Origin of the sequence: Autumnicola psychrophila (assembly GCF_031846645.1) — a bacterium.
GTDB classification, from domain to species: domain Bacteria; phylum Bacteroidota; class Bacteroidia; order Flavobacteriales; family Flavobacteriaceae; genus Autumnicola; species Autumnicola psychrophila.
The window spans coordinates 105584-131272 of sequence record NZ_JAVRHN010000003.1 but is presented as its reverse complement, the minus strand read 5'-3'; the positions used below and the strand labels follow the sequence as shown (position 1 = coordinate 131272).

The window sequence follows — 25689 nt, the reverse complement described above, 5'->3', positions numbered from 1 at the left end:
TGATTTTATTTCTGAAATTCAGGTCTCAGTTTGTTTCCAAAGAATTCTATAAATTTCTCCTGTTCTTCATTTACATTATGCAGGATTATTTTTTCGAACCCAAGTTCTTTAAAAGCATATATTTTGTCTAAAAACAACTGGGGATCACTTCCCGTGATTACATACTTTTCGATATCTTCCTTGCGCACCTTTTCTCCCATATCGTCAAACTGTTCCGGAGTAATTAATTCTGAAGTGAGTTTACTGGGAAAAATATTGTTCTTCCATTGGTCCTTTGCTCCCTGTAATGCCTTTTCTTTAGTAGATGAATAGGAAACCTGTACTTTTAAAGCCATTGGCTTATTTTCTCCGCCGTTACTTCTAAAAGCTTCAACCATTTCTTTTAACTCTTCAATGGGTTTGGAAATCGTTATTAATCCGTCGGCCCAGCTGGCAAGCCATTTTGCAGTCTTTAACGTTAAAGCAGCACCAAAAACGGTAGGCGTATGGTTGGGAGTTGTAAATAATTTTGCTTTCTCTACTTTTACAATTCCATAATGACTCACGTAATCACCTTTCCAAAGTTCCTGCATGACTTCTACAGACTCTTTAAGACGCTGATTGCGGATTTCTTTAGAGGGCCATTTGTCTCCGGTAATATTTTCATTTAAAGCCTGGCCACTTCCTGTGGCTATCCAGAAACGTTTTGGAAACATTTCGTCCAGGGTGGCCACGGCCTGCGCAATTATTGCAGGATGGTAGCGCTGCCCGGGAGCATTTACAATACCGAATTCGAGATTTGTAGCCTGCATCGCAGCGCCAAGCCAGCTCCAGGCAAAGCCACTTTCCCCCTGTCTATTGCTCCAGGGGTGGAAATGATCTGAAGAAAGTACAGCTTCAAAACCGGCTTCTTCGGCTTTTTGTACAAGTTTTAGTAATGCTGAAGGGGAAAACTGTTCATGAGAAGCATGATATCCTAATTTCATATGATTCTTTCATTGATTCGTCCTCTGTAAGATAAAAAAATGAAAGGGCCTCTTAAAATGATCAGGAAGCCTTAAGTCATAAAAAAAAGATAAAGTTTTTCAGTATTGATTTCCGGAATGGAACCAAAAGGAGGTATTTCTAATGAATATAAAACTGCGAGGTAGCGGATATTATTCTACCGGCACAAATTCTATACACACCGGAGTCTTTACTTCAACGTTAGGAAGTTTTTGGGTAAGCTCACCTGTTTCCTGGTTTATTCTGAAAATTGATATTTCACCCGAATCCTGGTTGGCTACATAAAGAAAATCTCCTTTGGGAGCAATAGCAAAATTGCGCGGAGTTTTACCGTCTGTAGGATAAAAATCCAGTGTAGACAATTTTCCTTCTTCATCCACTGCAAAAGCAGCAATACTATTATGGCCGCGATTAGAGGTGTAAAGAAATTTTCCGGAAGAGTGTAAATGAATATCCGCCCCCGAATTCCTTTCTGAAAAATCTTCCGGAAGTGTAGCAATGTTCTGGATAATTTCCAATCCACCGGATTCCTTAATTTTAAATACTGTTACGCTGCTGTTTAATTCATTTACAGAATAGGCCACTTTTATTTCTTCATAAATCGTGAAATGCCTAGGCCCTGCTCCTTCTTCAAGAGCAACAAAAGCCTGTTCATGAGGTGTAATTTCTCCCTGATCTGCATCAAAATTGTATATGAGAATTTTATCATTACCCAGATCTGCTATATAGGCGTACTTATTGTCTTCAGAAAGCGTAACAGAATGTGCATGTGATTCCTCAGGGTTCTTAAGATCGATGCGTTGCTGTTTTTTTAGGCTTCCATCCTCCTGTCTCTTGTACATCATTACCACTCCGCCCATGTAATTGGCAACAAAAACATACTCTCCGCTCCTGTCCAGAGCCACGTGACAAGGTGCTGTACTTTCAGTAGAAAGTTTATTTAATTCTTCAAGTCCCTGGTCTTCTTTAATCCTGAAGGAGTGAATAAAGCCGTTTTCTTCTCCCTGTCCGCCCAGTTCACTTACGGCATAAAGATTCTTCCCGTCCCCGGAAATTTTTACAAAGGACGGATTGGTAATTTCGGCAACGGTAGTTCCAAACCTAAGGCTTCCACTTTCAGGCTCCTGGTAAATAGTATAGATCCCTTTTGCCTCACCGTCTACAAAGCCTTCTTCCCTTGTATATGTGCCTACATATGCTGTTTTCATATTTTCTAAATATTCTGTATTTGGTTCAGATTTGTCTTTACAGGAAGTAAAAGCCAGGCAGATTATTAGTACCTGAACGAGGTAATTTCTTTTCATGCGAGTAGGTTGATAAATTAAAATATAAAACAGGTACAAACAAATTAACTTCTACTCCTCTTTTTTCTAAGCAGCACAAGCCTGAACTTATACAAAGTCAGAGAAATATTCTATTCCCCTGTTCTTATGGATTGGGTATAAATTTAAAATTTGAAAACAGTATAAACAGTGAACTTTTAAAATTTTTATGAAAAATCTAAGAGTTCTAGTTAAAGCCATTTCTTTCTTTTGAAGTAAAATATCATACCAATAAAAAGCAGCAGCATTATTCCCCACAGCACAAAATAACTGTATTTCCATTGCAGCTCGGGCATATACTCAAAGTTCATCCCATAGATTCCTGCAATAAAGGTGAGAGGAATAAATATAGAAGCCATTATGGTAAGGACTTTCATTACTTCATTCATTTTATTGCTAATCGTACTCATATACATATCAAGTAGGCTTCTAATCATTTCCCTGTAAAGATCAATGTTTTCTGAAATCTGAATCATATGATCGTGCAAATCACGAATATAGCTTTCGGTTTTTTTCTCTATTATTTCGTGGTTTACCTTCAGTAACCTGTTAACCACTTCCCTTAATGGAAAAACGGCACGTCTTATTCTTAAAATAGTACGTTTTAATTCCTGAATTTCCAGCACAAGATTATCTTCTGTCCTTGCATGAAAAATACGGTCTTCAAAAAGTTCAATTTTATCGCTAATGTCGTCAACAACGGCAAAATAATTATCAATTACCGCATCCAAAAGGGCAAACATTAAATAATCTGCACCATTACTTCGTATACGTCCTTTACCAATTTTTATTCGCTCCCGTAGTCCGTCAAAAACATCACCACCCGCTTCCTGAAAGGTCAGCACATAATCTTTGCCCACCACAATGCTTAGGTGTTCATTATTAATGCTGCCATCGCCATTGTAATACAGCATTTTCGCAACGATAAAGAGATATTCCGGGTATTCATCAATTTTTGGCCGCTGCCCGGTATTTACGATATCTTCCATAATAAGCGGATGTAAATCGTAATATTTCCCAAGCTTTTCAATTTCCTCAGTATTATTTAAACCGTCAATATTTATCCAGGTAGTATTCTGCTCTTCTTCAAACTTAAAAGCGTCCTCGGGGGAAGTCGATGTATATCGCTGATAATGGTCCTTATTGTAATCAATAACTTCCAGAAGTGTCTCCTTTGTTTCCTTATTCCCAACATAAGTCATTGTTCCCGGAGCCTGGTGAAGTGCTTTGGTGAATTTAGGTCGTTTTAGCGAGCGTTTTAATTTTGACATGCGGAAAAATTTTTATAAAAGTAGTAATAATCGCTATACACTACAGCATTTGTGCAGGAAAGCCAAACTGAAGTTATATTTCTTCTGAAGTCAATAAATATTTTTCTACTCCTGAAGGTGTCCCTTCTACTTCCAAATTTTACCTTTGCAATATGGAAGAAGCCACGCTCTTAAACACACTTAAAGAATATTTTGGATACGATAGTTTTCGTCCCCTTCAGAAAAAGGTAATTGACTCCATTTTTGACGGAAAAGATAATCTTGTAATTATGCCCACCGGCGGCGGAAAATCTATTTGCTACCAGCTTCCCGCCATTTTACTTCCTGAAATCACGCTTGTAATTTCCCCTCTTATCGCATTAATGAAGGACCAGGTGGATGGTTTAACAGCTAACGGAGTTCCGGCAGCGTATCTTAACAGCAGCCAGCAGGAAGCAGATCAACAGGCTATTTTTCAGAAGATCGATAATAAAGAATTAAAGCTGCTCTATGTTGCTCCGGAAAGTCTTCAATTTATCGATAAAATCCTAACCGACGGAAAAATTAGTTTAATTGCCATAGATGAAGCGCACTGTATTTCCAGCTGGGGCCACGATTTTCGTCCTGCCTATACGCAACTTGGCTATCTTAAGAACCGCTTCCCTTCTACTCCCGTGATCGCTCTAACTGCTACTGCAGATAAGGCGACGCGTAGTGATATCGCGCAACAATTAAATATTCCGAAGGCAAAAAAACATGTAGCTTCTTTTGACCGGAAGAATCTAAGTTTAGAGGTTCGGCCCGGAATCAAACGCTTTGAGCAAATCGCCAATTTCGTAAAAAACCGGAAAAAGGAAAGTGGAATTATTTACTGCTTAAGCCGAAAAACTACTGAAGAAATTGCTGCGAAATTAAAAGCTAAAGGTTTTAAAGCTGAAGCTTATCACGCCGGACTAAGTCATGATGATCGCACCAGGATTCAGGATGATTTTATTAACGATGAAAAACAGATTATCTGTGCGACCATCGCCTTTGGAATGGGGATCGACAAATCTAACATTCGTTGGGTGATCCATTACAACATGCCAAAGAATATGGAAGGATATTACCAGGAAATTGGACGTGCAGGCCGTGATGGATTACCTTCTGATACGCTTCTTTTTCACAGTTATGCAGATGTGGTCCAGCTGCAGCGCTTTGCTTCCAACGCGGCGAATGAAGAGGTGCAGCTGGCAAAACTGGATCGCATGAAGCAATATTCTGAAGCTTTAACGTGCCGGAGAAAAATTCTGCTCAATTACTTTGGAGAGCTTAAGCAGGAAGACTGCGGAAACTGCGATATTTGCCAAAATCCGCCTGCCTTCTTTGACGGAACCATCATTGCACAAAAAGCACTTTCCTGCATATTCAGGCTTAAAGGAAGCGAACCCATAAGCACGATAATTGACGTTTTGAGAGGCTCACAAAATGAAGCCGTTTTGTCTAAGAATTATCAAAAATTACCGACTTATGGCGTTGGCAGTAGCATTTCCTGGCATCACTGGCAGCAATATATTATCCAATTGATCAATATTGGTTATGCTGAAGTCGCTTTTCACAAAAACAACCACCTTCAGCTTACAAAAGCAGCTAAAAATGTCCTTTTTAAAGGCGAAAAGGTTCGTTTAGCTGAAGTTCCCGACAGAAAAACTATTCAGCAGGAAACTGAAGCTTCTACAAAGAAAAAAGACAACTCGTTATTTGAAAAATTGAGGAAATTGCGACTTGAAATAGCCCGAGAAGAGGAAATTCCGGCCTACCTTATTTTTAATGATGCTACCCTCAAGGAAATGGAGAAGGAAAGACCAATGACCGATGATGATTTTATGCAAATTAACGGAGTTGGTCGACAAAAAATGCAGGATTATGGCTATCGGTTTATAAAAGAAATTATTGCTTTCAGCAAAGAAAAACGCGAGCGGAAATCAGCTAAAAAAGGTAAAACTTATCAAATTACCGGCGAACTCTACAAAGAAGGATTGAGCGTGGAAGAAATTGCCAAAAAACGAAAGTTAGCAAGCACCACCATTTTTTCTCATTTGCTAAAACTTTATGATGAAGGCAAAGATATTAACCTAAACCAGTTTGTCTCCAAAGCTGATCTGGATGCCGTTAAAAAAGCAAGAAAAGAACTGGAAGATCCTGATTCTTTAAAGGCTTATTTTGAGCATTTTCAGGAAGCAATAGGTTACGAGACAATTAAAATTTCCCTGAAGATTTTGGAGAAAGAGGAGTAACTGCCCCTCCCGCGGAGGGGAACAAATTCCTCTAAAAATCCTTAAACCCAACTTTATTTAAGATCAAGCCCGAAGCAGGTGCGATATAATCCATTTGCAGCTCCGGAGTGCCGGTAAGACTTTGCGCTATCTGCTCAATAGTCAGTTCCCCTTTTCCCACCTGGATTAAAGCGCCCATCATTAGGCGCACCTGGTGCCGCAAAAAACCTTCTCCATGCACATGAAAAACATACGTTTGCTTCGGAAAAAAACTCGCACTAAAAAGATCATTTTCGGAAATTTCCGCTTTATTGATTTCCCTTTCAAATTTGCTGTTTTCAGAAACACGCACACAATAATTTCTAAAATTGTGAGTGCCTTCAAACAGTCTTGCCGCCTTCTGCATTTCTTCAATATTAAGATCAAATATGAAATTAGCCATCATTGGCGCACAAAACGGATGATTTTTTTCTCCATAAGAAAATAAGTAAGCGTACTCTTTTACCTTTGGATGCTGAATAATGTTGAATTTTGCATCTACTTCTTCTACCGCTAAAGCTCTTATATCCTGTGGCAGATTAAGATTAAAAACTGCCAAAAAATCATCCAGATCTTCCAATGGCTCGTTGTCCAGAAAAAGCTCGAAAGCCGACTCCTGGGCAGATACCATCGCATCTGTACGGCTACTGCCAAGAATCTTGAATTTAGCATCTGGCATTGCCCATCGCAAGGTTTTGGTGACCAGACCTTCCACCGTTTTTACATCGGGTTGTTTTTGCCAGCCATGTAATCTATAGCCTAAAAACTGAATTTTAATAAGGTAATAATAGCGTTTGCGCTGCAAAATTGGTGTTTTCAACAAAGGTAACAAACCAATGGAATTTTACTTCATTTCAGGTTTTCAGGATGAGGTGAAATATCAGTGTAAAATAAAAAGAACATTCTAAAAATTTAAAGTTATTAATTACAACTTACCAGAATTATTTTTAGTTTAGTATAAACTAAAAAGCTGAAACTTTCTTGTAAAGGAACTGCAGGGCGTTTGCACTTCAAGCAAGTTCAAAAACAATTTTCATGAAAAAATTACTCTTTATATTAAGCATTTTTCTTCTGGCTGGCTGTGGTACAACCCGTGATCCGCAGTTGCGGGAACAGTTAAATAGAGATTTTGGATTTGATCCCAGGCACCCAATACTTGTTGGTGGTGATAATTTAGAATTGGGTCCCGGTAATCAACAAGATTACCTAAACAATCTTAGCGGACCCAATGGAGAAGTGATCACCTACACAAGACTAGGCAGTTGCTGTGATTTTAGAACTGAAAACGGAATTCTTGGCAACGGTATGCTGGATAAATATGAGATAAATTATGAAGGACTTGAAGAGCCTATTATCCTATATTTTAATATGTACGATCCGGCACCTAAAGACATCCAGGTACCGGCAGGTTTGATTCTCAAAGAATAATTTTCAGAAAACTTATTTTGTAAAATATCCTCGTCGGGAAAAGGTAATACTGGGATAAGAATTTCTATGGATAAAAAGAGTCTTCAGCAGGTTTTGGGTTTTCTATCTACCCCTCCCCTGTGGAAAAATAATCTCTTTGGACTTTCTCAATTCAATTTTCCTCTGGATATCTCAGCTGAGGATGCTGCTATTTCAGGTTCTCCACATTCTATACTTGGAAAGAGAATGGAAAGCTTTTTTGAAGCGCTTCTGAAGAGTTCTACCGGCTATGAAGTCCTTGCCTCTAATATTCAGATTCAGAATGCGAAGATTACGATTGGAGAAATAGATTTTCTTCTGAAGAGCCTGACAAAAAATCAACATTATCATGTTGAGCTGGTTTACAAATTCTATGTCTATGATCCCGATTATCAGGAGGAATTAGAAAGATGGATAGGACCAAACAGAAAAGATTCGCTCCTTCAGAAAATTAAGAAATTAAAGGAAAAGCAGTTTCCGCTGCTTTACAAACCCGAGACAAAAGAATATCTCTCCGCTCTTCAGGTTAATCCGCAGGATTTGAAGCAGGAAGTATGCTTTAAAGCGCAGTTATTCCTTCCGAAGCATCTCATGCAAATAGAAACCAGTAGCATCAATAAAGAATGTGTTGCGGGTTATTGGATACATTCAGAAGATTTTTTCGGAAAAGACTATGAACATTATCTCTTTTATTCTCCCAAAAAACAACAATGGCCGGTAGATCCACAATATGCCGAAAATTGGCATTCTTACGAGGTGATTAAAAAGGAGGTTGAAACATTTATAGAACGGAAAAGATCTCCTCTTCTCTGGATGAAAAAGAGCGAATTCGAATTTGAACGTTTTTTTATTGTCTGGTGGTAAAGCGGATAAATTTTATTCAGAAATGAAAGCAAATAAAGCTCTTCCTGATCGCTTTTGGCGTGATAAAATGTAGATGAGCCAGATCTTAAGGTTTAATTTTTAAAGACACACTTTCCGAAGTAAAGAAGCGGATGCTTCAAAAAGGCAATTATCGGCTTCCGGCTTCAACATCATAGTGTTATTCCAATCATTATGATTTTTACAGAACCAGCACGATCTTTTTAGTAGATATTAGTGTGGGAGGCATTTTCTTTTCAAAATATAAACATTAATTAAGAAAGATTTAGCACACACAACCTCTCCCAGCCTTTGAATTGACTGCAATTCAGCTTACCTTGAAGAATATTGAAATTAAAGTAAGAGAGAGGAGATAATGAATTAAACTTCTCTCCTTTTAATCAAAAAAATAGAAAATTATGGCATTGATAAGTCAGGAAAAGTTCAAAAAAATTACAGATTTTAAGCAAGATACCTGTGTATCTATTTTTATTCCTACTCAACGAGGAGGAAAAGAGGTCTTAGAGCAAAAAAATAAAAAACACCTTAAATCTACCTGGGACCAGGTAAAAAGAGAACTGGAAGCTAAGAAAGTTTCCGAAGAAAAAATTAAGAGCATTGGGCAGCCAATAGAAGCATTATTAGATCAACCGGAATTCTGGAGACATCAGTCCGACGGACTGGCAATATTTTCTTCCGAAGGATTTTTTGAAAAGTATACGGTTCCCGTAAACTTTGAAGCCCATCATTATGTTTCCAACGACTTTTACGTGAAACCACTGGTACCACTTACTACAGATGATGGAAGATTTTACCTACTCGCTGTACAGCAGGATAAAGTGGATTTTTATGAAGCTACAAAAAATACGATTGGAGAAATTTACATAGAAGATTTAACTCCTTCAAAACTTGAAGACCGCGTAGGTTACGATTATGAGGAAAAAAACCGAAAGGCAAAAACACAAAACAGTTCAATGGGAACTGCGACCAGTCACGGTTACGATGCGGCTAACAAGGATGACAAGAATGAAATTCTGCGATTTTTTAATGCTATAGATAAGGGTCTGCACGAAATTCTGCGGGATGAAAATGTGCCTTTGGTAGTAGCTTGTCAGGATTATCTTTTCCCTATTTACAAAGAAGCAAATTCCTATAAAAATCTGTTTGATCAGGTAGTTCCAGGAAACCCTTCTGATACCGATATGTTTGGTCTGCATGAAAAAGCATTAAATGTAATGGAACCTCACCTTGAAAAGAAGAAACGTACTAAACTGGAAAGCTTTGGAGAATTGACGCCCGATAAAACATCTTCCACTATTTCTGATATTATTCCTGCAGCTTTTGAAGGAAAGGTAGATACGTTGTTCTTAGAAAACCGTTCCGAAATCTGGGGTACTTATGATGAACAAAACCGCAAAGTAGAAGTTAATGAAGAGCAATCTTCAAATAACACTTCATTAATGAACCTGGCAGCAGCAAAAGTCATCGAAACCGGAGGATCTGTATTTCTGATTGAAAGTGCATTTATGCCAGAGAAAGAGGCTAAGCTAAATGCCATCTTTAGATATAGCTAAAAGTATTATCTTCCACAAATCAACAGGGCGGCAACTGCCGCCTTTTTTTATTCAAATATACTATCTTTATAGTTTAAGAAATTACAAGATTACATATGGAAATAAACCTTGCAGTACTAATTGACGGGGATAATATCCCTTCTGCATATGTTAAGGAAATGATGGAAGAGATTGCCAAATACGGCAACCCTACCATTAAAAGAATTTATGGCGACTGGACAAAGCCTCACCTGGCAAAATGGAAAACCGTGCTGCTGGAAAACGCCATTAATCCAATGCAGCAATATGGCTATACCCAGGGAAAAAATGCGACAGATTCCGCCATGATCATAGATGCCATGGATATTTTATATTCTAACAAAGTCGACGGCTTTTGCATCGTTTCCAGTGATAGTGATTTTACGCGTCTTGCCACAAGATTGCGGGAAGCAGGGAAAAAGGTGATTGGAATTGGTGAGAAAAAGACTCCTGAGCCATTTATCGTTGCCTGCGATCGGTTTATTTATATTGAAATCCTTAAAAATAAGGACAAAGATTCGAGCTTGGGAACCAGCAAAGAAAAGACCGAAAAGAAAAACAATGTCGATAAAATTAATCCGAAATTAATTCGCCTTCTTGCAAATACAATTTCTGATGTAGCCGATGAAGACGGTTGGGCATTTCTAGGAGATGTTGGAAGTCTTCTTCAGAAAAAACAACCAAATTTTGATTCCAGGAACTACGGCTATCAGAAATTGACACCCATGATAAATGCCATAGATAAATTCGAAATTGAATCCCGTGAAAATCACAATTCCAGGTTCAAACTCATTTATGTAAGGAACAAATAAAAAATTGAAAATGCGAAGCATAAAACAAATACATAAAGCAGAATATCGACCCATTGCAGATTTGACGACATACTCTCCCATGCCCACGGGAAGTATCCAAATGATCGATCCATTTCTGTTTCTTAATCATCACGGTCCGCAAAATTATCCACCAAATAATAACGGCTTGCCGTTTGGCCCGCACCCGCATCGTGGTATGGAAACCGTAACTTTTATTCTTGATGGTGACATTGCCCATAAAGATTCCAGCGGACATAAAAGCGTAATTGAGAGCGGAGGCGTACAATGGATGACCGCCGGGAGCGGACTTCTACATGCTGAAGTTTCTTCAGAAAAATTTAAAAAAGAAGGAGGTGATCTTGAAATTTTGCAGTTATGGGTAAACCTTCCTGCAAAATATAAAATGACAGAACCGAAGTATCTTGGTTTTCAAAAGGACCAGATTCCAACGATTTCTCTGGACGATGGAAAAGTAAAAGGACAGGTTGTTTCCGGTGCGTTAGAAGACACTTCCGGTGCCTTTAACACCTTTACAGACATCAACCTTGCTACTTTAAATTTTGAAGAAAATGCAAGTGTAAGCCTGAATATTCCTAAAGATCATAACATTTTTTTCTACGTCATTAGAGGAGAATTTGAAGTAAATGACCAACAGGTAAAAGCTCTACACTTAGCCGAATTTAATAATGATGACGTGAAGCTTAAAATAGAAGCCAAAGCTGAAAGTGTATTACTTTTTGGACATGCCAAACCTTTTGAAGAGCCTGTGGTTGCAAGGGGACCATTTGTGATGAATACCATGGAGGAAATAGACGAAGCTTATGCAGATTTCCAGACGGGGAAAATGGGCGCCTGGAAAGAATAAACGGAACCTATGTTATTGTCCTCTTAAATGAAGTTGTGTTTGAATATTTATACTTAATTTAAAGAAAATCAAAATAATATAAGATTATGAATATTACACTTGAGCAAGCACAGACTGCCATAGAGGCCGCTAAAAAGAAATCAGCTGAAATAGGAGTGGCAATGAATATTGCCATTGTAGATTCCGGTGCAAATCTTACCGCTTTTGCACGAATGGATAGTGCGTGGCTGGGATCAGTAGATATTGCCATTAAGAAAGCAAAAACTGCCCGCTATTTCGATATGGAAACCGGAGAAATAGGGAAATTATCTCAACCGGGACAACCTTTATTTAATATAGAACATTCCAATGCCGGACTTATTACGTTCCCGGGCGGTGTACCTATTAAAGATATTAACGGTGACATTATTGGAGCGATTGGAGTCTCCGGTGGTGCTGTAGACCAGGATCACGAAGTCGCTACTTTTGGAATGAATGCGGTGAAGTAATGCTTCGCAGTTCAGAATTAAGGGTTCGGAGTTTATAATTGAAAAATAAAAACAACTTTATTCCCAAAGGTCGATAATTGCCGTTTTTGGAGATACACTTTATTCATACCGCTTAGTGCTCCCCTCCTTTTGAAGGAGGGGTGGCCGAAGGCCGGGGTGGGTAAATACTGCACGTCCAAAGGTCGATAATTGCCATTTTTCAGGCAACACTTCGTTCATAGTACTTACTGCACCCCTCCTTTTGTTAAGGAGGGGTGGCCAAAGGTCGGAGTGGTCATCTACCTCTTCTAATGCCTACCTTCCAGGACTTTCACCACGTTTTTTAAAGAATAGCCTTTTGCTTTCAGTAAAATCAAATAATGGAAAAGCAAATCGGCACTCTCATTCAGGAATAATTCTTCATTATCATCTTTGGCTTCAATAACAGTTTCTACGGCCTCTTCGCCTACTTTTTGCGCGATTTTATTAATGCCTTCATCAAAAAGAGAAACCACATAGCTGGATTTATCTTCACGCAATTCCGGTTCCTCTTCACTCATCCTCTTCCGCTTAGCAATAATTCCTTCCAATTGAGAAATAAAACCAAAGTTTGGTTCATTTTCTTCACCCCAGCAAGTGTCAGTTCCTTTGTGGCAGGTAGGTCCTTCAGGATTTACGCTAATTAGCAGCGTATCATTATCACAGTCGTTTTTAATAGCAACAAGATGAAGAAAATTGCCACTTTCTTCGCCCTTTGTCCAAAGCCTATTCTTGGTCCTGCTGAAAAATGTCACTTTTTTGGTTTCGTTTGTCTTCAGAAAAGCTTCTTCGTTCATGTAGCCAAGCATCAGCACATTTTTTGTTGAAGCATCCTGAATAATAGCTGGAATGAGTCCGTTCCCGTTTTTATTGAAGTCTATGTTCATCTTGTTGTATCTATTGTAAAGTTTTCGTCTGAATCTTATATTTATAATCGCACGGCAACTCCGTTTTTTCGCAATTCTTCCTTTAAATCTTTTATTTCAATTTCTTTAAAATGAAAAACGCTTGCAGCAAGTGCCGCATCAGCTTTTCCTTCCTTAAAAGTATCTGTAAAATGCTGCATATTCCCCGCTCCACCTGATGCAATAATAGGAATATTTAATTCCGAAGATAATTTTGCCAGTGCAATATTTGCAAAGCCCCCTTTTGTACCGTCGTTGTTCATGGATGTAAAAAGGATTTCGCCGGCCCCGCGCTCCTCAACTTCTTTTGCCCATTCAAAAAGATCCAGCTCTGTTGGCACTTTTCCTCCAACAAGATGAACAAGCCACTTCCCATGCACCTGCTTGGCATCTATAGCGACAGTGATACACTGACTCCCAAACTTTCTTGACAGCTCATTTATAAGCCCGGGATTCTTTACTGCGGAAGAATTCACCGAAACCTTATCGGCTCCATTTTTAAGTAAAACATCGACATCTTCCACTGAAGATATTCCGCCGCCAACAGTAAACGGAATATTTACTTTTTCAGCTACGCGCAGGACCAGATTTGCCAAAGTTTTACGACGCTCTTCTGTAGCCGAAATATCCAGGAAAACCAGTTCATCTGCACCAGATTCAGCATAAATTGCCGCCAGTTCAACAGGATCTCCCGCATCGCGTAAATCAACAAAATTGACCCCTTTTACGGTACGTCCGTTTTTGATATCCAGACAGGGAATTATTCTTTTTGTTAACATCTTATTGGTATTGAATAATGAGTATTGAGTATTGAGTAGCGAGAAAAATTCTCTATACTCACTTCTAACATCTAACTTCTATTTAAAATAAACTCTTCCAGCTCCTTTAGGCTAATCCTGCCTTCGTAAATCGCTTTCCCTATAATTGTTCCTTCGCAACCGATTTCAGCTAAACGCGGAAGCTCAGCAAACGTTGAAATTCCGCCGGAAGCAATTAAATTGAGTTTATTGCCAGTTTCCGAAGTTTCCTCCAGTATTCTCTGGTATAAATCAAAAGACGGCCCTTCCAGCATTCCGTCTTTGGAAATATCGGTGCAAATAATGTACTTTACTCCTTCCTGCTGATATTCCTTTATAAACGGGATAAGCTCCTTTTCCGATTCTTCCTGCCAGCCGCTAATTGCCACCTTTTCATCATTGGCATCTGCTCCTAAAATAATCTTTTCTGAACCGAATTTCTGCAGCCACGACTTAAATATTTCCGGATCCTTAATGGCTATACTTCCACCGGTAACCTGATTTGCACCACATTCAAAAGCAATTTCCAGATCTTTATCAGATTTTAATCCGCCACCAAAATCTACCTTCAAACCTGTTTTAGAGGCAATCTCCTCAAGAATTTTATGATTTACAATGTGCTTCGACTTTGCGCCATCCAAATCAACGAGGTGCAGGTATTCAATTCCATGCGCTTCGAATTTCTTTGCCACCTCAAGCGGATGCTCATTATATATTTTTTTCGTGTTATAATCACCTTTAGAAAGTCTTACACATTTTCCTTCGATGATGTCTATGGCGGGAATGATTCTCATTCTTTAGATGTTAGACCGCTTCGCTGTCAGATATTAGACCGCTCCGCTGTTTGATTATTCTATATTCTTTATCATTATTCTTTGTCCAGACCTATAAATCCTGATTCCTGACTCTTTTTTCTTTGCTCTTTATTCTCTAATCTAAATTCAGGAAATTCTGCAGGATCTTCTCCCCTGCATTACTGCTTTTCTCAGGGTGAAACTGGACTCCGTAAAAATTGTTCTTCTTAATGGCAGAAGTGTATTCAACTCCGTATTCAGTAGAAGCTATCGTTTCCTCACACTCCGGAATGTAGAAGCTATGTACCAGGTACACGTATTCTTTTTCATTTATTCCTTCAAAAAGTTCTGACTTAAGGTCAAAAATATGATTCCATCCTATTTGCGGCACCTTTAGTTTATTATTGAATTTCACTACTTGCGCATCAAAAATTCCGAGTCCGGTGGTATCACCTTCCTCACAATAATCGCACATCAACTGCATTCCAAGGCAAATCCCAAGAACAGGCTGTCTTAAAGTCGGAATTACTTTTTCAAGTCCGGTAGATTTCAGCATATTCATGGCGCTGCTTGCTTCTCCCACACCTGGAAAAATCACTTTATCGGCAGCACGAATTTCTTCTGCATCACTGCTAAGAACCGCTTCAAACCCCAGTCTCTGGACTGCAAATTTAATGCTTTGGATATTTCCCGCGCCGTAATCTATAATTGCTATTTTCATTAATTAGATATTAGATTTTAGAAATGAGATATTAGACTTACCTAACAGCATTATCTATTAATCTTTCCTCATTTTTTGATCTCAGATCTTAAGTCTTACGTCTTACATCTTTTAAAGCATTCCCTTTGTCGATGGTAAAATCATTTTCTCAGCATCACGCTTTACTGCCATTTTGATGGCTTTGGCAAAAGCTTTAAATATCGCTTCTATTTTATGATGCTCGTTGGTACCTTCAGCTTTTACATTCAGGTTTGCTTTTGCTCCGTCGGTAAAAGATTTAAAAAAGTGATAAAACATTTCCGTAGGCATTTTACCAACCATTTCACGTTTAAATTCCGCTTCCCATACCAGCCAGTTCCTTCCGCCAAAGTCAATCGCCACCTGTGCCAGGCAGTCATCCATGGGTAAACAGAAGCCATAACGTTCTATCCCCAGTTTATTTCCCAATGCTTTACTATAGACTTCTCCAAGTGCTATCGCCGTGTCTTCAATGGTGTGATGCTCATCTACTTCCAGATCCCCTTCAACTTTTACCACAAGATCCATCTGGCCGTGCCTTGCAATCTGGTCCAGCATATGATCAAAAAAGGCTATTCCGGTCGATATTTGTGATTTTCCGGTGCCGTCCAGGTTAAGCTTTATAAAAATATCTGTTTCATTGGTTTTGCGGCTAATCTCTGCCGTACGATCGTTGAGCTTAAGGAATTCGTAAATTTCTTTCCAACTATCTGTTTTAAGAGCAATGCAGGCGTCAAGCTCTTCCTTTTTATTTTTCACTTCTTCGGCTCCTAATTCTTCATGAGTGTTTATAAAGATACCTTTACCTTCAAAATTGAGGGCGAATTCCATATCTGTTAACCTGTCGCCAATCATAAAGGAATTCTTGAGGTCATATTCCTGATTATTCAGATATTTTTCCTCCAGCAATCCGGTATTTGGTTTACGGGTATGGGCGTTGTCCTTAGCAAAAGTGCGGTCAATCAGTGCATCGGTAAATTTTATTCCTTCGTTGGCTAAAGTTTTGGTAATGAAATTCTGAATCGGCCAAAAATCACTCTCTGGAAAAGAATCTGTTCCCAATCCATCCTGATTGGTCACCATTACCATTTCGTAATCCAGTTCTTTGGCAATTTTCGTGAGATAGTAAAACGACTCCGGATAAAATTCGAGCTTATCCAGACTGTCAATTTGATAATCATCAGGTTCATGAATCAGGGTGCCATCACGATCTATAAATAAAACCTTTTTCATAATTATTGTTGCTAAAGACTCTTTAGAGCCTCGATTAATTTGTTGTTTTCTTCTTTTGTGCCAACCGTAAACCTCAGAGTATTTTCACAAAGTGGTTGCGTCGTCCTGTTCCTGATTACTAATCCTTTCGAAATTAATTCGTCATATCTTCGGGTTGCATTATCTACTTTCAAAAGGATGAAATTAGCGTCTGAAGTATAGATTTTTTCAATAAATTTTACTTCATCCAATTCTTTAAATAAACGTTGCCTTTCACTAAGGATATCAGATACTTCTGAATTTATTTTATCCTGATTCAACACCCTCTCCAGCGCTCTTTGCTGCGTAAGTTCGTTTACGTTATAAGGTGGCTTTATTTTATTTAAAATCTGAATAATCTCTTCGGAAGCATAACAAGTTCCAAGTCTTATTCCTGCCATTCCATAAGCTTTGGATAAAGTTTGAGTAATCACCAGATTCGGATATTTTTTCAGCTGAAGCAGCCAACTTTCCTTTGCTGAAAAATCTATATACGCTTCGTCTATCACAACGAGTCCGTTAAAATCCTGAAGGATTTCAGTAATATTTTCTTCCGAAAAAGAATTCCCTGTGGGGTTATTTGGTGAACATAGGAAGATCATTTTTGTCTGCTCATCTGTCGCTTCCAGAATCCTGGCGACATTTGGCTCAAAATCTGCAGTTAACAGAATTTCCCTGTTTTCGATATTATTGATATTTGCCAAAACCTTATACATACCGTAAGTAGGTGGCAACGTAATCACATTGTCCTTTGCTGGTTCACAGAAAGCTCTGAAAAGCAGATCCAGCACTTCATCACTTCCATTGCCTAAAAGTATATTTGATGTATCTACACCTTTTATTTTAGCCAATTCCGACTTTAAACTGCGCTGCTGCGGATCTGGATACCGGTTCACATCTGTCTGAAACGGATTCTCATTGGCGTCCAGAAAAACCATTTCAGATCCTGTACTCTTGTACTCATCCCTTGCCGAAGAATACGGTTTTAGCCCCGCTACATTCTCCCGAACTAAAGAATTTATGTTGAAATTTTTAATCATAACAAAGACCCTTCGACTTCGCTAAGGGTAACAATTTATTTATTCAAATCTATTAATCTCAAACTCACAGCATTTTTATGCGCCTGCAAACCTTCCGCTTCTGCCATTAATTCGATTGCAAGTCCAATATTTCTTATACCTTCCTGACTTATCTTCTGAAAAGTCATATTCTTCATAAAACTATCCAGATTTACGCCACTATACTGTTTTGCATAGCCATTTGTTGGCAATGTATGGTTGGTACCCGAAGCATAATCTCCTGCACTTTCAGGTGTGTAATTACCTATAAAAACGGAGCCCGCATTTTGCACATTTTCGACATAGAAATTGTCATTTGTCGTGCAGACAATAAAATGTTCAGGACCATATTCATTGATGATTTCGAGTGCTGTTTCTTTCTCTTCAACAAATATCAGCTTCGAATTTGCTATAGCTTTTTCTGCCATTTCCTTTCTCGGCAACACCTTTATCTGGTCTTCAATTTCTTTTTCTACTTCATCTATAAACTTCTCTGAAGTAGAAATTAGGATCACCTGACTATCAGCTCCATGTTCTGCCTGGCTCAATAAATCTGAAGCTACAAAAGCAGCATTAGCCGATTCATCTGCCACTACCAACAACTCAGAAGGTCCCGCCGGCATGTCGATGGCTACATTATGTTTTGTGGCCAATTGTTTTGCCACGGTCACAAATTGATTTCCGGGACCAAAAATCTTGTAAACCTTTGGAATTGATTGTGTCCCGAATGTCATTCCCGCAATCGCCTGTATTCCACCTACCTTAAAAATTTTCGTCACTCCACATAAATGTGCGGTGTACAAAATAGCAGGATTTACACTGCCTTCTTTATTTGGCGGAGTGCAAAGCACAATTTCTTTACATCCTGCAATTGCCGCCGGAATTGCCAGCATAAGAATTGTAGAAAACAGAGGAGCAGTACCTCCCGGAATGTACAAACCAACCTTTTGAATTGGACGTTTTTCCTGCCAACACTGCACACCATCTGCAGTTTCTACAGTAATTTTTTCTGTTTTTTGAGCAGCATGAAATTTTTCGATATTGGCATATGCCAGGTGTATAGCATCTCTTAATTCCTGCGAAACCTGGTTACGGGCATCATCAATTTCCATAGAAGTAACCCGTACATTTTCAGGTTTAAAACCATCAAAAGTCTCCGTGTACTTTTCTATAGCCGCATCGCCATCCTGAATAACTTCAGCAAAAACTTTATTTACTGTTTCTTCAATGTCATTTACAGTTCTGGTGGGCCTTTTTAGGAGTTCCAGCCATTCTGAAGCCGCAGGATTATAAATTTTATTCATGGTTTCTTTTTTCAAAAAAATTAAAGCACCATTTTCTCGATAGGGGCAACCAAAATACCTTCTGCCCCGTTGTTCTTCAGCTCATCAATAACTTCCCAGAAGCGTTCTTCATTAATCACAGTATGTATAGAACTCCAGCCTTCTTCAGCTAAAGGAAGGACTGTAGGGCTTCTCATTCCTGGCAACAATTTTATGATTTTTTCCAGATTTTCGTTTGGAGCATTCAGCAGGATATATTTAGAAGTGCGCGCATTCAGCACAGACTTAAAACGAAACTGTAATTTTTCCAGAATAGCTTTTCGTTCTTCAGAAATTTCCGGAGAGATCGCTAATACGGCTTCACTTTTCAGCATTACTTCCACTTCTTTCAGATTATTCTTGAAGAGCGTACTTCCGCTGGAAACGATATCACAAATTCCGTCGGCAAGTCCAATATTCGGCGCAATTTCTACAGAACCGTTGATGATATGAAGATCTGCAGTTATGCCTTTTTCCTTTAGAAAATCATTTACCGTATTTGGATAAGAAGTAGCTATTTTTTTACCGTCAAGATCCTGAAGCCCTTTGTACTTCATAGATTTTGGCACTGCCAGGGAAACTCTACACTTTGAAAATCCAAGTTTTTCACCACGAATGATATCCTGACCTTTCTCGATAAGCACATTTTCGCCGATAATTGCCGCATCTACTACTCCATCTCTTAAATACTGCGGAATATCACCATTTCGCAGGTACATTACCTCCAAAGGAAAATTGCGTGCTGAAGCTTTTAATTGCTCCTTTCCATTGTCTATGGAAACTCCTGCATCTTTTAATATTTTCAAGGAATCTTCATTAAGTCTTCCCGACTTTTGTATTGCTATTCTAAGTTTTTCTGTGCTCATTTTTTTCCTTTTTCTATTTCAGTAATTCTTTATAATTCTAAATAGTAGTACATAACAATATTAAAAATAAAAAACCCGTCTGATTGGCTCAAACGGGTTTTGAAATATGGTGAAAACTACAGCATACCAAACTTACCTCGCCTAAGCGTAGAAGTAAACATGATGATGATGTAATTGCTTTGCTTTCATAACTGTCACAAATCTAACTATAATTTTTAAAAAGCAAAACAGCTTTTCAATTTTTATCAATTGTTTTTTAATTATTTCCAAGTATTAACGGCAACCCATCTTCTCCTGAACCAATAATTACTGTTTTTGCATTACCAGATTTAGCCAGTTCAACTGTAGCCTGGATACCTTTTTCCTGTAGAACCTTATCGGTTAAAGATTCACTAAGTATCCTGTTTGCACGAGCTTTACCTTCAGCATCAATTCGCTGCCGTTCTGCTTCCTGCTCTGCTTTGGTTAAACGGAATTCATACTCCAATGACTCCTGTTCCTGGCGTAATTTACGCTCTATTGCATCTTTAATTGTTTCAGGTAAAGAAACATCTCTTACCAACACTTCATTGACCTGAACATATTGTTCGGCCAGTAAAATATTGGTTTCTTCAAAAATTTCCTTTTGAATTGCTTCCCTTTTGCTGGCATAAAGCTGCTCTGGATTATAACGGCCAACTACGGCACGAGCTGCAGATCTTACTGCAGGTTGCAACAAACGCTGGATATAAGCTTCCCCTTTTTCCTGATGAAGTTTTCCCAGAGAACCATACTCCGGCTGGAACCATACTGAGGCATCTAATTTGATCTCCAGACCGTTGGAAGACAAAACCTGCATTTTCTCATCTAGAGATTGCTGGCGAACTTCATAAATAAAAACTTTATTCCAGGGTGCCACGATATGAAAACCCTCACTCAAAGGTGGTTCATCTGTAACAACCCCGCCTCCAAAAGTCTTATATAAAACTCCGGCTTCTCCGGAATCTACGGTAACCGCAGATTTTGCAATGAGGATAATTAGAAATACGGCAACAATAAATGCCGGAATTGCAATTTTTGGTAATCTTTCCATTCTTGTATTTAATTTATTTGTTTTTGTGTTTAACCATTCCCGATAAAACCGGGATAAAGTGACATACCGCCATCCACAAAAATGGTGGTGCCATTTACATATTCAGATTTATCTGAAGCTAGCCAAAGCACAACTTCAGAAACATCTTCGGGTTCTCCCAATCTATTGTAGGGAATAAGTTTTAACAGTTCTTTTACCTGTTTTTCATCCTTCCAGACGTCTTCATTAATAGAAGTTTTTATAGCTCCGGGCGCGACACTGTTCACACGTATCTGTTTATTTGCCACTTCCTGGGAAAGAGTCCGCATAAATTCTGTTAGTCCGCCTTTGGCTGCAGCATAGTTAATATGGCCTGCCCACGGAATTTCCTGGTGAACAGAACTCATAAATATTATTTTCCCGGCAGATCTACTGATGCCATCAACCACACCACGTTTTAGAAAATATCGCACCGCAAGACGGGAACATAAAAATGCACCGGTAAGATTAGTCCTTATCACAAGTTCCCAATCTTTTAGAGTCATCTCATCAAGAGGTGCATCTTTTTGAATACCGGCATTGCTTACCAAAATATCGAGATTATCATAAGTATTAAATACTTTTTCGAACATTTCTTCCACAGCATGCTCGTCGCCCACATCTGCCTGCACGGCAAAAGCTTCGCCACCTTCCTTTTTAACAGTATCTACAGTATCATTTGCGCCCTCTTCGTCGCTATGATAATTCACTGCAACTTTCGCTCCTGCCCTGGCAAGATAAATAGCGACACTTTTTCCAAGTCCGGAGCTGGCTCCGGTAACCAATGCAACCTGATTTTTTAAGCTTTTTTCCATAGCGAAGATAATTTTAGATCAATCCGGTGTACTTCCTGTAAAACCATTCCGCTGCGAGCAGTAGAACAAGCAGAAACAAAAGGAAGTACCAATCGATCAAAGGTACTGTTTTTTCGCGGCTTTTCTGTACAGGAAGATAACGTTTATCTTGCAGGAGATCAGAAATTAAATTCTGTGTCAAATCCGTAAAATACAGCGTTGCCTCATTGTTTTCAGCTAAAAATTGAAGCTTTCCTACATCTGCAGAAATGAATTGCTGCTCTACATTAAAATCTATAATTGTAAAGCTGCCGTTTTCCGATATTGTTGAATTTTCAGGTTGCACTTTAAAAGAATATTCTCCCGCTTCCAAATTCCCCAAATCAACTTCGTATAGATTGTTGCGAAGCAGTAGCGGAGCTTCGATATTTTCTCCAGTTTCCTGATGGGTTAGCTGAATTGTTATATTAGCACGTGGATCAAATTGATAATTTTCATCAAAATATTGTGCGGAAACAGAAATAGCCGAATTTCCGTAGTAAAAAGATTCATAATCCACGGTTAAGCGATCCCTCCTTTTCTTAGAAGATAAATTCTGAATTATCTTTCCTAAAAAATCATCAAATTGCCGAAAATTGCCATTTTCGAGGTATGACTGTGAACGCCATTTCCAGATGTTCTCACCGAATAACACACCTTGCCTGGAAGAATTTCCATCTGAAATTGCCAAAAAAGGCTGCTCTGTTGCTATTCCTTCAATTTGCTGAAAAAGAAGACTGGTAAAGGAATTATCTGAAAATTCTATGATCCCGAACACATCCTGCAAAGGAGGAAAATTTTCAAAACCAATATCTTCAAACTGAAATTTACTGAAGTTTTCATTTACTACAGGAAAAATATCCTGATCCTGGAAAGATGCATCTTTCTGAAACTGCTCCTGATTGGAATTAAGGAAATTCCAGTCGGTTTTAGTGCCGGTAATCAGAAAATAATTAATATTTTCCTGCTGAATTTCATCGATTACCATCTTAAAGTTATTATTTGGCTGATAAAGGATAATTAACTGAAAATCTTGTATTTCTACATTTTTAGAATCTATATATTGTATTGTAGCTTCCCGCTGTTCATTCGACTCGATTGACTTTTTTAGAGCGCCAAGATCGGGATGCGCAATAGCCGAAAGAATAAGCACATTTGTCCTTTCATCTATAACTTCTACAGCAAATTTTTCAGCATTATTAATCTTATTTTTTTCATTTTCTAACTGAACAATTTCCGCTTCATAAGTAAGCACGCCAAGTTGCGAAGCAGGTAACGTAGTGCCGATAATTGCCGAATTTTGAGCCTCACTAAATTCTACTTCTTCTGAATAGAGTACGTTCTCTCCGGAGCGGATAACGAAATTTGCAGAAATATTCTCTTCACCGGTGTAGTTAATGATAGCCTCTACAGGAAAACGATTATTCAGGAAAGCATAACGATTTACATTTAAGTTCGATAATTGCAAATCTGCATACTGCGCAGTGTCGCCAACAACAACAGGAAAAACTTCAACATTATCGCGAGCTTTAAAATATTGAAAATCTCTGCCTAAACTCTGGTTGCCATCAGAAATTAATATTACGGCCGTGTTTTCCTTTCGGTACAATTTATCAACCTGATTTAAAGCTGCGGAAATGTCTGTTTGTGGCTCATTAAATTCCAGATCGCTGCCTGAAGAAAGCTTTTCTCCAAACCTGACTTGCTGCACATTAAACCGCTCCTGGATCTCTTCATTTTGCTTTATGTTTTGAATAATATTCCGAACTGTGTCTGCCTGGCCCAGATGCGGAATAGACTGAGAATCATCTACTGTTAAAACCAGGTTTGGTTTTACGATTTCGTAATTGGTTGATGATATTTTAGGATTGATAAGCAGTATCAGCAACACAAAAACCGAAAGGAACCTGAGAGCAAAGAAAATATATACATTCCGGGTTCTTCTTTTACTTTTAAAAAGATATTGAAAAAAAGCAAACCCCAGCGCGAAGATCGCAGCCAGGGCTATAAATAAAATAATGCTTATTTCCATTGGAGGTGAATATGAGTATAAAAGGCAGAAGGAAGAGGTACGAACGTAGTTAGGAGAATGAGGTGTGAAGATTTGTAATTCTTGCCATTTTGTACTTCGTACTTCCCACTTCTAATTTCTAACTTCCTAAGTTAGCATTCCACCGTTTACATGCAGAACCTGACCAGTCACATAAGTACTGAGGTCACTCCCTAGAAAAACACAAGCATTGGCGATATCTTCAGGCGTACCACCTCTTTTTAACGGAATAGAATCCCTCCAGCCTTCTACAGTTTTCTCATCCAGTTTTTCCGTCATTTCAGTCTCAATAAAACCTGGAGCGATTATATTTGTACGAATATTTCTGGATCCTAATTCCAGAGCCATAGATTTAGAAAATCCGATAATTCCTGCTTTGGAAGCTGCATAATTAGCCTGTCCTGCATTTCCTTTCACTCCTACTACAGAACTCATATTAATAATGCTCCCGCTTCTCTGCTTAAGCATGGTACGCTGTATGGCTTTGGTCATATTGAAGATTGACTTTAGGTTAACCTCAATCACCTGATCAAAATCTTCCTCGCTCATACGCATAAGCAAATTATCTTTGGTAATACCGGCATTGTTCACAAGCACGTCTATGGCTCCAAAATCTTCAGCAACGCTTTTTATTAACTCCTGTGCTTCTTCAAAACTGGCAGCATTGGATTTGTATCCTTTTGCTTTTATTCCCATTCCGGATAATTCCTTTTCAAGCTCTTCGGCGGCTCGTGCTGAAGAGGCATAAGTAAAAGCAACGTTAGCGCCGTGTTCTGCAAAAACTTTTGCTATTCCTCTGCCAATTCCGCGGCTCCCACCTGTTATGATGGTATTTTTTCCTTCTAGTAATTTCATAAATTGATTGCTTAGATTGTATTGTAGCTCAAATATAGCAAAACCAAAAGGCTAAGAAATGAAAAATCCCCCCGAAATTTGCCAGTTTAGACAATCTCAGGAGGATTCAACTAATTTTATAGCAGTTTAGCCGTTCAAAACTTCGGCAACTTTTTTACCAATTTCAGCGGGAGAATCCACAACATGAATTCCGTTCTCCTTTAAAATAGCTTTTTTAGCTTGTGCAGTATCTTCGCTACCTCCAACAATAGCTCCGGCGTGGCCCATTGTTCTTCCGGCAGGTGCAGTTTCACCAGCTATAAATCCTATAACAGGCTTTCTGTTTCCGTTTTCTTTAATCCATTTAGCTGCATCGGCTTCCAGCTGTCCACCAATTTCACCAATCATCACGATACATTCTGTTTCGTCGTCGTTCATCAGTAACTCCACAGCTTCTTTTGTAGTAGTTCCGATAATAGGGTCCCCACCAATACCAATTGCTGTAGTAATTCCAAGACCTTGTTTTACAACCTGATCTGCTGCTTCATAAGTAAGCGTTCCAGATTTTGAAACGATTCCTACTTTTCCTTTTTTGAATACAAAACCGGGCATAATTCCCACTTTTGCTTCTCCCGGAGTGATAACACCAGGACAGTTAGGACCGATAAGGCGACAATCTTTATGTTTAATATATTCTGAAGCTTTTACCATATCGGCAACCGGAATACCTTCAGTAATAGTAATAATTACTTTTATCCCTGCATCTGCTGATTCCATGATGGCATCTGCAGCAAAGGCCGGCGGTACAAAGATGATAGAGACATCTGCCCCTACTTTTTCAACAGCTTCAGAAACTGTGTTAAAAACAGGTCTGTCCAGGTGTTTGCTACCTCCTTTACCCGGAGTTACACCACCCACCACATTAGTTCCGTATTCTATCATTTGCTCTGCATGGAAAGTACCTTCACTTCCGGTAAAACCCTGCACGATTATCTTTGAATCTTTATTTACTAAAACGCTCATAAATATGTATTGATTTTTTGGAATAACAAAAGTAAGTTTTTAAAGATAAAGTTTAAAGCCTTTTAGAAAGTTTATTGGGGTAAGTTGAACCAAAACTGTCTGGTTCCAGTAATTTTCTGTAATTCTGGAAATCAATAGTAAATCCGGAATAAAATTGTTCGCATTTAAGAAGCATTTCTATATTAATCTTTCCTG

At 38.7% G+C, this 25689-nt stretch carries 24 protein-coding genes; 7 read left to right on the top strand and 17 right to left on the bottom strand.

The genetic code is table 11. The features are described from left to right. Positions 1 to 5 precede the first annotated feature (5 nt). From RM541_RS04815 to corA, 3 genes are all read right to left on the bottom strand, one after another. Complete coding sequence (locus RM541_RS04815; RefSeq protein WP_311499087.1) at positions 6 to 965, bottom strand: TIGR03885 family FMN-dependent LLM class oxidoreductase; 960 nt, start codon at positions 963 to 965, stop codon at positions 6 to 8. Positions 966 to 1136: 171 nt separating this feature from the next. Beyond that, a complete protein-coding gene (locus RM541_RS04810; protein ID WP_311499086.1) occupies positions 1137 to 2288 on the bottom strand; it encodes a lactonase family protein in 1152 nt (383 codons plus the stop codon). Between the two features lie 209 nt (positions 2289 to 2497). Then, entirely contained in the window at positions 2498 to 3577 is a 1080-nt protein-coding gene (gene corA, locus RM541_RS04805; RefSeq protein WP_311499085.1) for a magnesium/cobalt transporter CorA, read from the bottom strand. 152 nt (positions 3578 to 3729) lie between these two features. Here corA and recQ point away from each other — a divergent pair, with 152 nt between their 5' ends. Continuing rightward, positions 3730 to 5832 carry a DNA helicase RecQ gene (gene recQ, locus RM541_RS04800; RefSeq protein WP_311499084.1) on the top strand — a complete coding sequence of 701 codons (2103 nt, stop codon included), beginning with the start codon at positions 3730 to 3732 and terminating at the stop codon, positions 5830 to 5832. Between the two features lie 31 nt (positions 5833 to 5863). Here the strand turns inward: recQ and truA are convergent, their stop codons facing one another. Then, positions 5864 to 6655 carry a tRNA pseudouridine(38-40) synthase TruA gene (gene truA / locus RM541_RS04795; protein ID WP_311499083.1) on the bottom strand — a complete coding sequence of 264 codons (792 nt, stop codon included), beginning with the start codon at positions 6653 to 6655 and terminating at the stop codon, positions 5864 to 5866. Between the two features lie 230 nt (positions 6656 to 6885). Between truA and RM541_RS04790 the strand changes: the two genes are divergently transcribed. The 6 genes from RM541_RS04790 (at position 6886) to RM541_RS04765 (ending at position 11914) form a co-directional block, all read left to right on the top strand. Continuing rightward, positions 6886 to 7278 (top strand): hypothetical protein, encoded by a 393-nt coding sequence (locus tag RM541_RS04790; RefSeq protein ID WP_311499082.1) that lies wholly within the window; start codon positions 6886 to 6888, stop codon positions 7276 to 7278. Positions 7279 to 7344: 66 nt separating this feature from the next. Beyond that, positions 7345 to 8160 carry a DUF1853 family protein gene (locus RM541_RS04785; RefSeq protein WP_311499081.1) on the top strand — a complete coding sequence of 272 codons (816 nt, stop codon included), beginning with the start codon at positions 7345 to 7347 and terminating at the stop codon, positions 8158 to 8160. 416 nt (positions 8161 to 8576) lie between these two features. Further along, positions 8577 to 9731 carry a baeRF7 domain-containing protein gene (locus tag RM541_RS04780; protein WP_311499080.1) on the top strand — a complete coding sequence of 385 codons (1155 nt, stop codon included), beginning with the start codon at positions 8577 to 8579 and terminating at the stop codon, positions 9729 to 9731. Between the two features lie 95 nt (positions 9732 to 9826). Next, entirely contained in the window at positions 9827 to 10561 is a 735-nt protein-coding gene (locus RM541_RS04775) for an NYN domain-containing protein (RefSeq protein ID WP_311499079.1), read from the top strand. Positions 10562 to 10571: 10 nt separating this feature from the next. After that, entirely contained in the window at positions 10572 to 11426 is an 855-nt protein-coding gene (locus RM541_RS04770; protein ID WP_311499078.1) for a pirin family protein, read from the top strand. Between the two features lie 86 nt (positions 11427 to 11512). Then, complete coding sequence (locus RM541_RS04765; protein WP_311499077.1) at positions 11513 to 11914, top strand: GlcG/HbpS family heme-binding protein; 402 nt, start codon at positions 11513 to 11515, stop codon at positions 11912 to 11914. A gap of 287 nt (positions 11915 to 12201) precedes the next feature. Here the strand turns inward: RM541_RS04765 and hisIE are convergent, their stop codons facing one another. From hisIE to sucD, 13 genes are all read right to left on the bottom strand, one after another. Continuing rightward, positions 12202 to 12819, bottom strand: a complete 618-nt coding sequence (hisIE, locus tag RM541_RS04760) for a bifunctional phosphoribosyl-AMP cyclohydrolase/phosphoribosyl-ATP diphosphatase HisIE (RefSeq protein WP_311499076.1) — start codon at positions 12817 to 12819, stop codon at positions 12202 to 12204. A gap of 41 nt (positions 12820 to 12860) precedes the next feature. After that, positions 12861 to 13616: an imidazole glycerol phosphate synthase subunit HisF gene (gene hisF / locus RM541_RS04755; RefSeq protein ID WP_311499075.1), complete on the bottom strand. Its 756-nt coding sequence runs from the start codon at positions 13614 to 13616 to the stop codon at positions 12861 to 12863. A gap of 71 nt (positions 13617 to 13687) precedes the next feature. Further along, a complete protein-coding gene (hisA, locus tag RM541_RS04750; RefSeq protein ID WP_311499074.1) occupies positions 13688 to 14428 on the bottom strand; it encodes a 1-(5-phosphoribosyl)-5-[(5-phosphoribosylamino)methylideneamino]imidazole-4-carboxamide isomerase in 741 nt (246 codons plus the stop codon). Positions 14429 to 14564: 136 nt separating this feature from the next. Beyond that, complete coding sequence (gene hisH, locus RM541_RS04745; RefSeq protein WP_311499073.1) at positions 14565 to 15149, bottom strand: imidazole glycerol phosphate synthase subunit HisH; 585 nt, start codon at positions 15147 to 15149, stop codon at positions 14565 to 14567. 111 nt (positions 15150 to 15260) lie between these two features. Continuing rightward, positions 15261 to 16400, bottom strand: coding sequence for a bifunctional histidinol-phosphatase/imidazoleglycerol-phosphate dehydratase HisB (hisB, locus tag RM541_RS04740; RefSeq protein WP_311499072.1), 1140 nt, complete (start codon positions 16398 to 16400; stop codon positions 15261 to 15263). Positions 16401 to 16411: 11 nt separating this feature from the next. Then, positions 16412 to 17458 (bottom strand): histidinol-phosphate transaminase, encoded by a 1047-nt coding sequence (hisC, locus tag RM541_RS04735; RefSeq protein WP_311499071.1) that lies wholly within the window; start codon positions 17456 to 17458, stop codon positions 16412 to 16414. 35 nt (positions 17459 to 17493) lie between these two features. Further along, complete coding sequence (hisD, locus tag RM541_RS04730) at positions 17494 to 18780, bottom strand: histidinol dehydrogenase (RefSeq protein ID WP_311499070.1); 1287 nt, start codon at positions 18778 to 18780, stop codon at positions 17494 to 17496. A 20-nt stretch (positions 18781 to 18800) separates the two neighbouring features. Then, positions 18801 to 19664 (bottom strand): ATP phosphoribosyltransferase, encoded by an 864-nt coding sequence (gene hisG, locus RM541_RS04725; protein ID WP_311499069.1) that lies wholly within the window; start codon positions 19662 to 19664, stop codon positions 18801 to 18803. A 256-nt stretch (positions 19665 to 19920) separates the two neighbouring features. Next, positions 19921 to 20736, bottom strand: coding sequence for a prohibitin family protein (locus tag RM541_RS04720; RefSeq protein ID WP_311499068.1), 816 nt, complete (start codon positions 20734 to 20736; stop codon positions 19921 to 19923). A gap of 29 nt (positions 20737 to 20765) precedes the next feature. Then, a complete protein-coding gene (fabG, locus tag RM541_RS04715; protein ID WP_311499067.1) occupies positions 20766 to 21569 on the bottom strand; it encodes a 3-oxoacyl-ACP reductase FabG in 804 nt (267 codons plus the stop codon). A gap of 13 nt (positions 21570 to 21582) precedes the next feature. After that, positions 21583 to 23619 carry a VWA domain-containing protein gene (locus RM541_RS04710; protein ID WP_311499066.1) on the bottom strand — a complete coding sequence of 679 codons (2037 nt, stop codon included), beginning with the start codon at positions 23617 to 23619 and terminating at the stop codon, positions 21583 to 21585. A 126-nt stretch (positions 23620 to 23745) separates the two neighbouring features. Next, the gene (gene fabG, locus RM541_RS04705) at positions 23746 to 24492 is read right to left on the bottom strand and encodes a 3-oxoacyl-[acyl-carrier-protein] reductase (RefSeq protein ID WP_311499065.1); all 747 of its coding nucleotides are present in this window, start codon (positions 24490 to 24492) and stop codon (positions 23746 to 23748) included. A gap of 126 nt (positions 24493 to 24618) precedes the next feature. Then, on the bottom strand, positions 24619 to 25494 hold the full coding sequence (gene sucD, locus RM541_RS04700; RefSeq protein ID WP_311494812.1) for a succinate--CoA ligase subunit alpha: 876 nt from the start codon (positions 25492 to 25494) through the stop codon (positions 24619 to 24621). Between the last annotated feature and the right edge of the window lie 195 nt (positions 25495 to 25689).

Excerpts from the sequence above, each read along its gene's own strand:
- hisC (WP_311499071.1), bottom strand. The coding sequence starts at position 17,458 with ATGATTAAAAATTTCAACATAAATTCTTTAGTTCGGGAGAATGTAGCG.
- RM541_RS04815 (WP_311499087.1), bottom strand. The coding sequence starts at position 965 with ATGAAATTAGGATATCATGCTTCTCATGAACAGTTTTCCCCTTCAGCA.
- hisB (WP_311499072.1), bottom strand. The coding sequence starts at position 16,400 with ATGAAAAAGGTTTTATTTATAGATCGTGATGGCACCCTGATTCATGAA.
- RM541_RS04720 (WP_311499068.1), bottom strand. The coding sequence starts at position 20,736 with ATGGAAAGATTACCAAAAATTGCAATTCCGGCATTTATTGTTGCCGTA.
- RM541_RS04765 (WP_311499077.1), top strand. The coding sequence starts at position 11,513 with ATGAATATTACACTTGAGCAAGCACAGACTGCCATAGAGGCCGCTAAA.
- RM541_RS04780 (WP_311499080.1), top strand. The coding sequence starts at position 8,577 with ATGGCATTGATAAGTCAGGAAAAGTTCAAAAAAATTACAGATTTTAAG.
- RM541_RS04810 (WP_311499086.1), bottom strand. The coding sequence starts at position 2,288 with ATGAAAAGAAATTACCTCGTTCAGGTACTAATAATCTGCCTGGCTTTT.
- hisA (WP_311499074.1), bottom strand. The coding sequence starts at position 14,428 with ATGAGAATCATTCCCGCCATAGACATCATCGAAGGAAAATGTGTAAGA.
- hisH (WP_311499073.1), bottom strand. The coding sequence starts at position 15,149 with ATGAAAATAGCAATTATAGATTACGGCGCGGGAAATATCCAAAGCATT.
- RM541_RS04785 (WP_311499081.1), top strand. The coding sequence starts at position 7,345 with ATGGATAAAAAGAGTCTTCAGCAGGTTTTGGGTTTTCTATCTACCCCT.
- RM541_RS04710 (WP_311499066.1), bottom strand. The coding sequence starts at position 23,619 with ATGGAAATAAGCATTATTTTATTTATAGCCCTGGCTGCGATCTTCGCG.
- RM541_RS04775 (WP_311499079.1), top strand. The coding sequence starts at position 9,827 with ATGGAAATAAACCTTGCAGTACTAATTGACGGGGATAATATCCCTTCT.
- fabG (WP_311499065.1), bottom strand. The coding sequence starts at position 24,492 with ATGAAATTACTAGAAGGAAAAAATACCATCATAACAGGTGGGAGCCGC.
- hisIE (WP_311499076.1), bottom strand. The coding sequence starts at position 12,819 with ATGAACATAGACTTCAATAAAAACGGGAACGGACTCATTCCAGCTATT.
- sucD (WP_311494812.1), bottom strand. The coding sequence starts at position 25,494 with ATGAGCGTTTTAGTAAATAAAGATTCAAAGATAATCGTGCAGGGTTTT.
- fabG (WP_311499067.1), bottom strand. The coding sequence starts at position 21,569 with ATGGAAAAAAGCTTAAAAAATCAGGTTGCATTGGTTACCGGAGCCAGC.
- hisD (WP_311499070.1), bottom strand. The coding sequence starts at position 18,780 with ATGAATAAAATTTATAATCCTGCGGCTTCAGAATGGCTGGAACTCCTA.
- RM541_RS04790 (WP_311499082.1), top strand. The coding sequence starts at position 6,886 with ATGAAAAAATTACTCTTTATATTAAGCATTTTTCTTCTGGCTGGCTGT.
- hisF (WP_311499075.1), bottom strand. The coding sequence starts at position 13,616 with ATGTTAACAAAAAGAATAATTCCCTGTCTGGATATCAAAAACGGACGT.
- hisG (WP_311499069.1), bottom strand. The coding sequence starts at position 19,664 with ATGAGCACAGAAAAACTTAGAATAGCAATACAAAAGTCGGGAAGACTT.
- recQ (WP_311499084.1), top strand. The coding sequence starts at position 3,730 with ATGGAAGAAGCCACGCTCTTAAACACACTTAAAGAATATTTTGGATAC.
- corA (WP_311499085.1), bottom strand. The coding sequence starts at position 3,577 with ATGTCAAAATTAAAACGCTCGCTAAAACGACCTAAATTCACCAAAGCA.
- RM541_RS04770 (WP_311499078.1), top strand. The coding sequence starts at position 10,572 with ATGCGAAGCATAAAACAAATACATAAAGCAGAATATCGACCCATTGCA.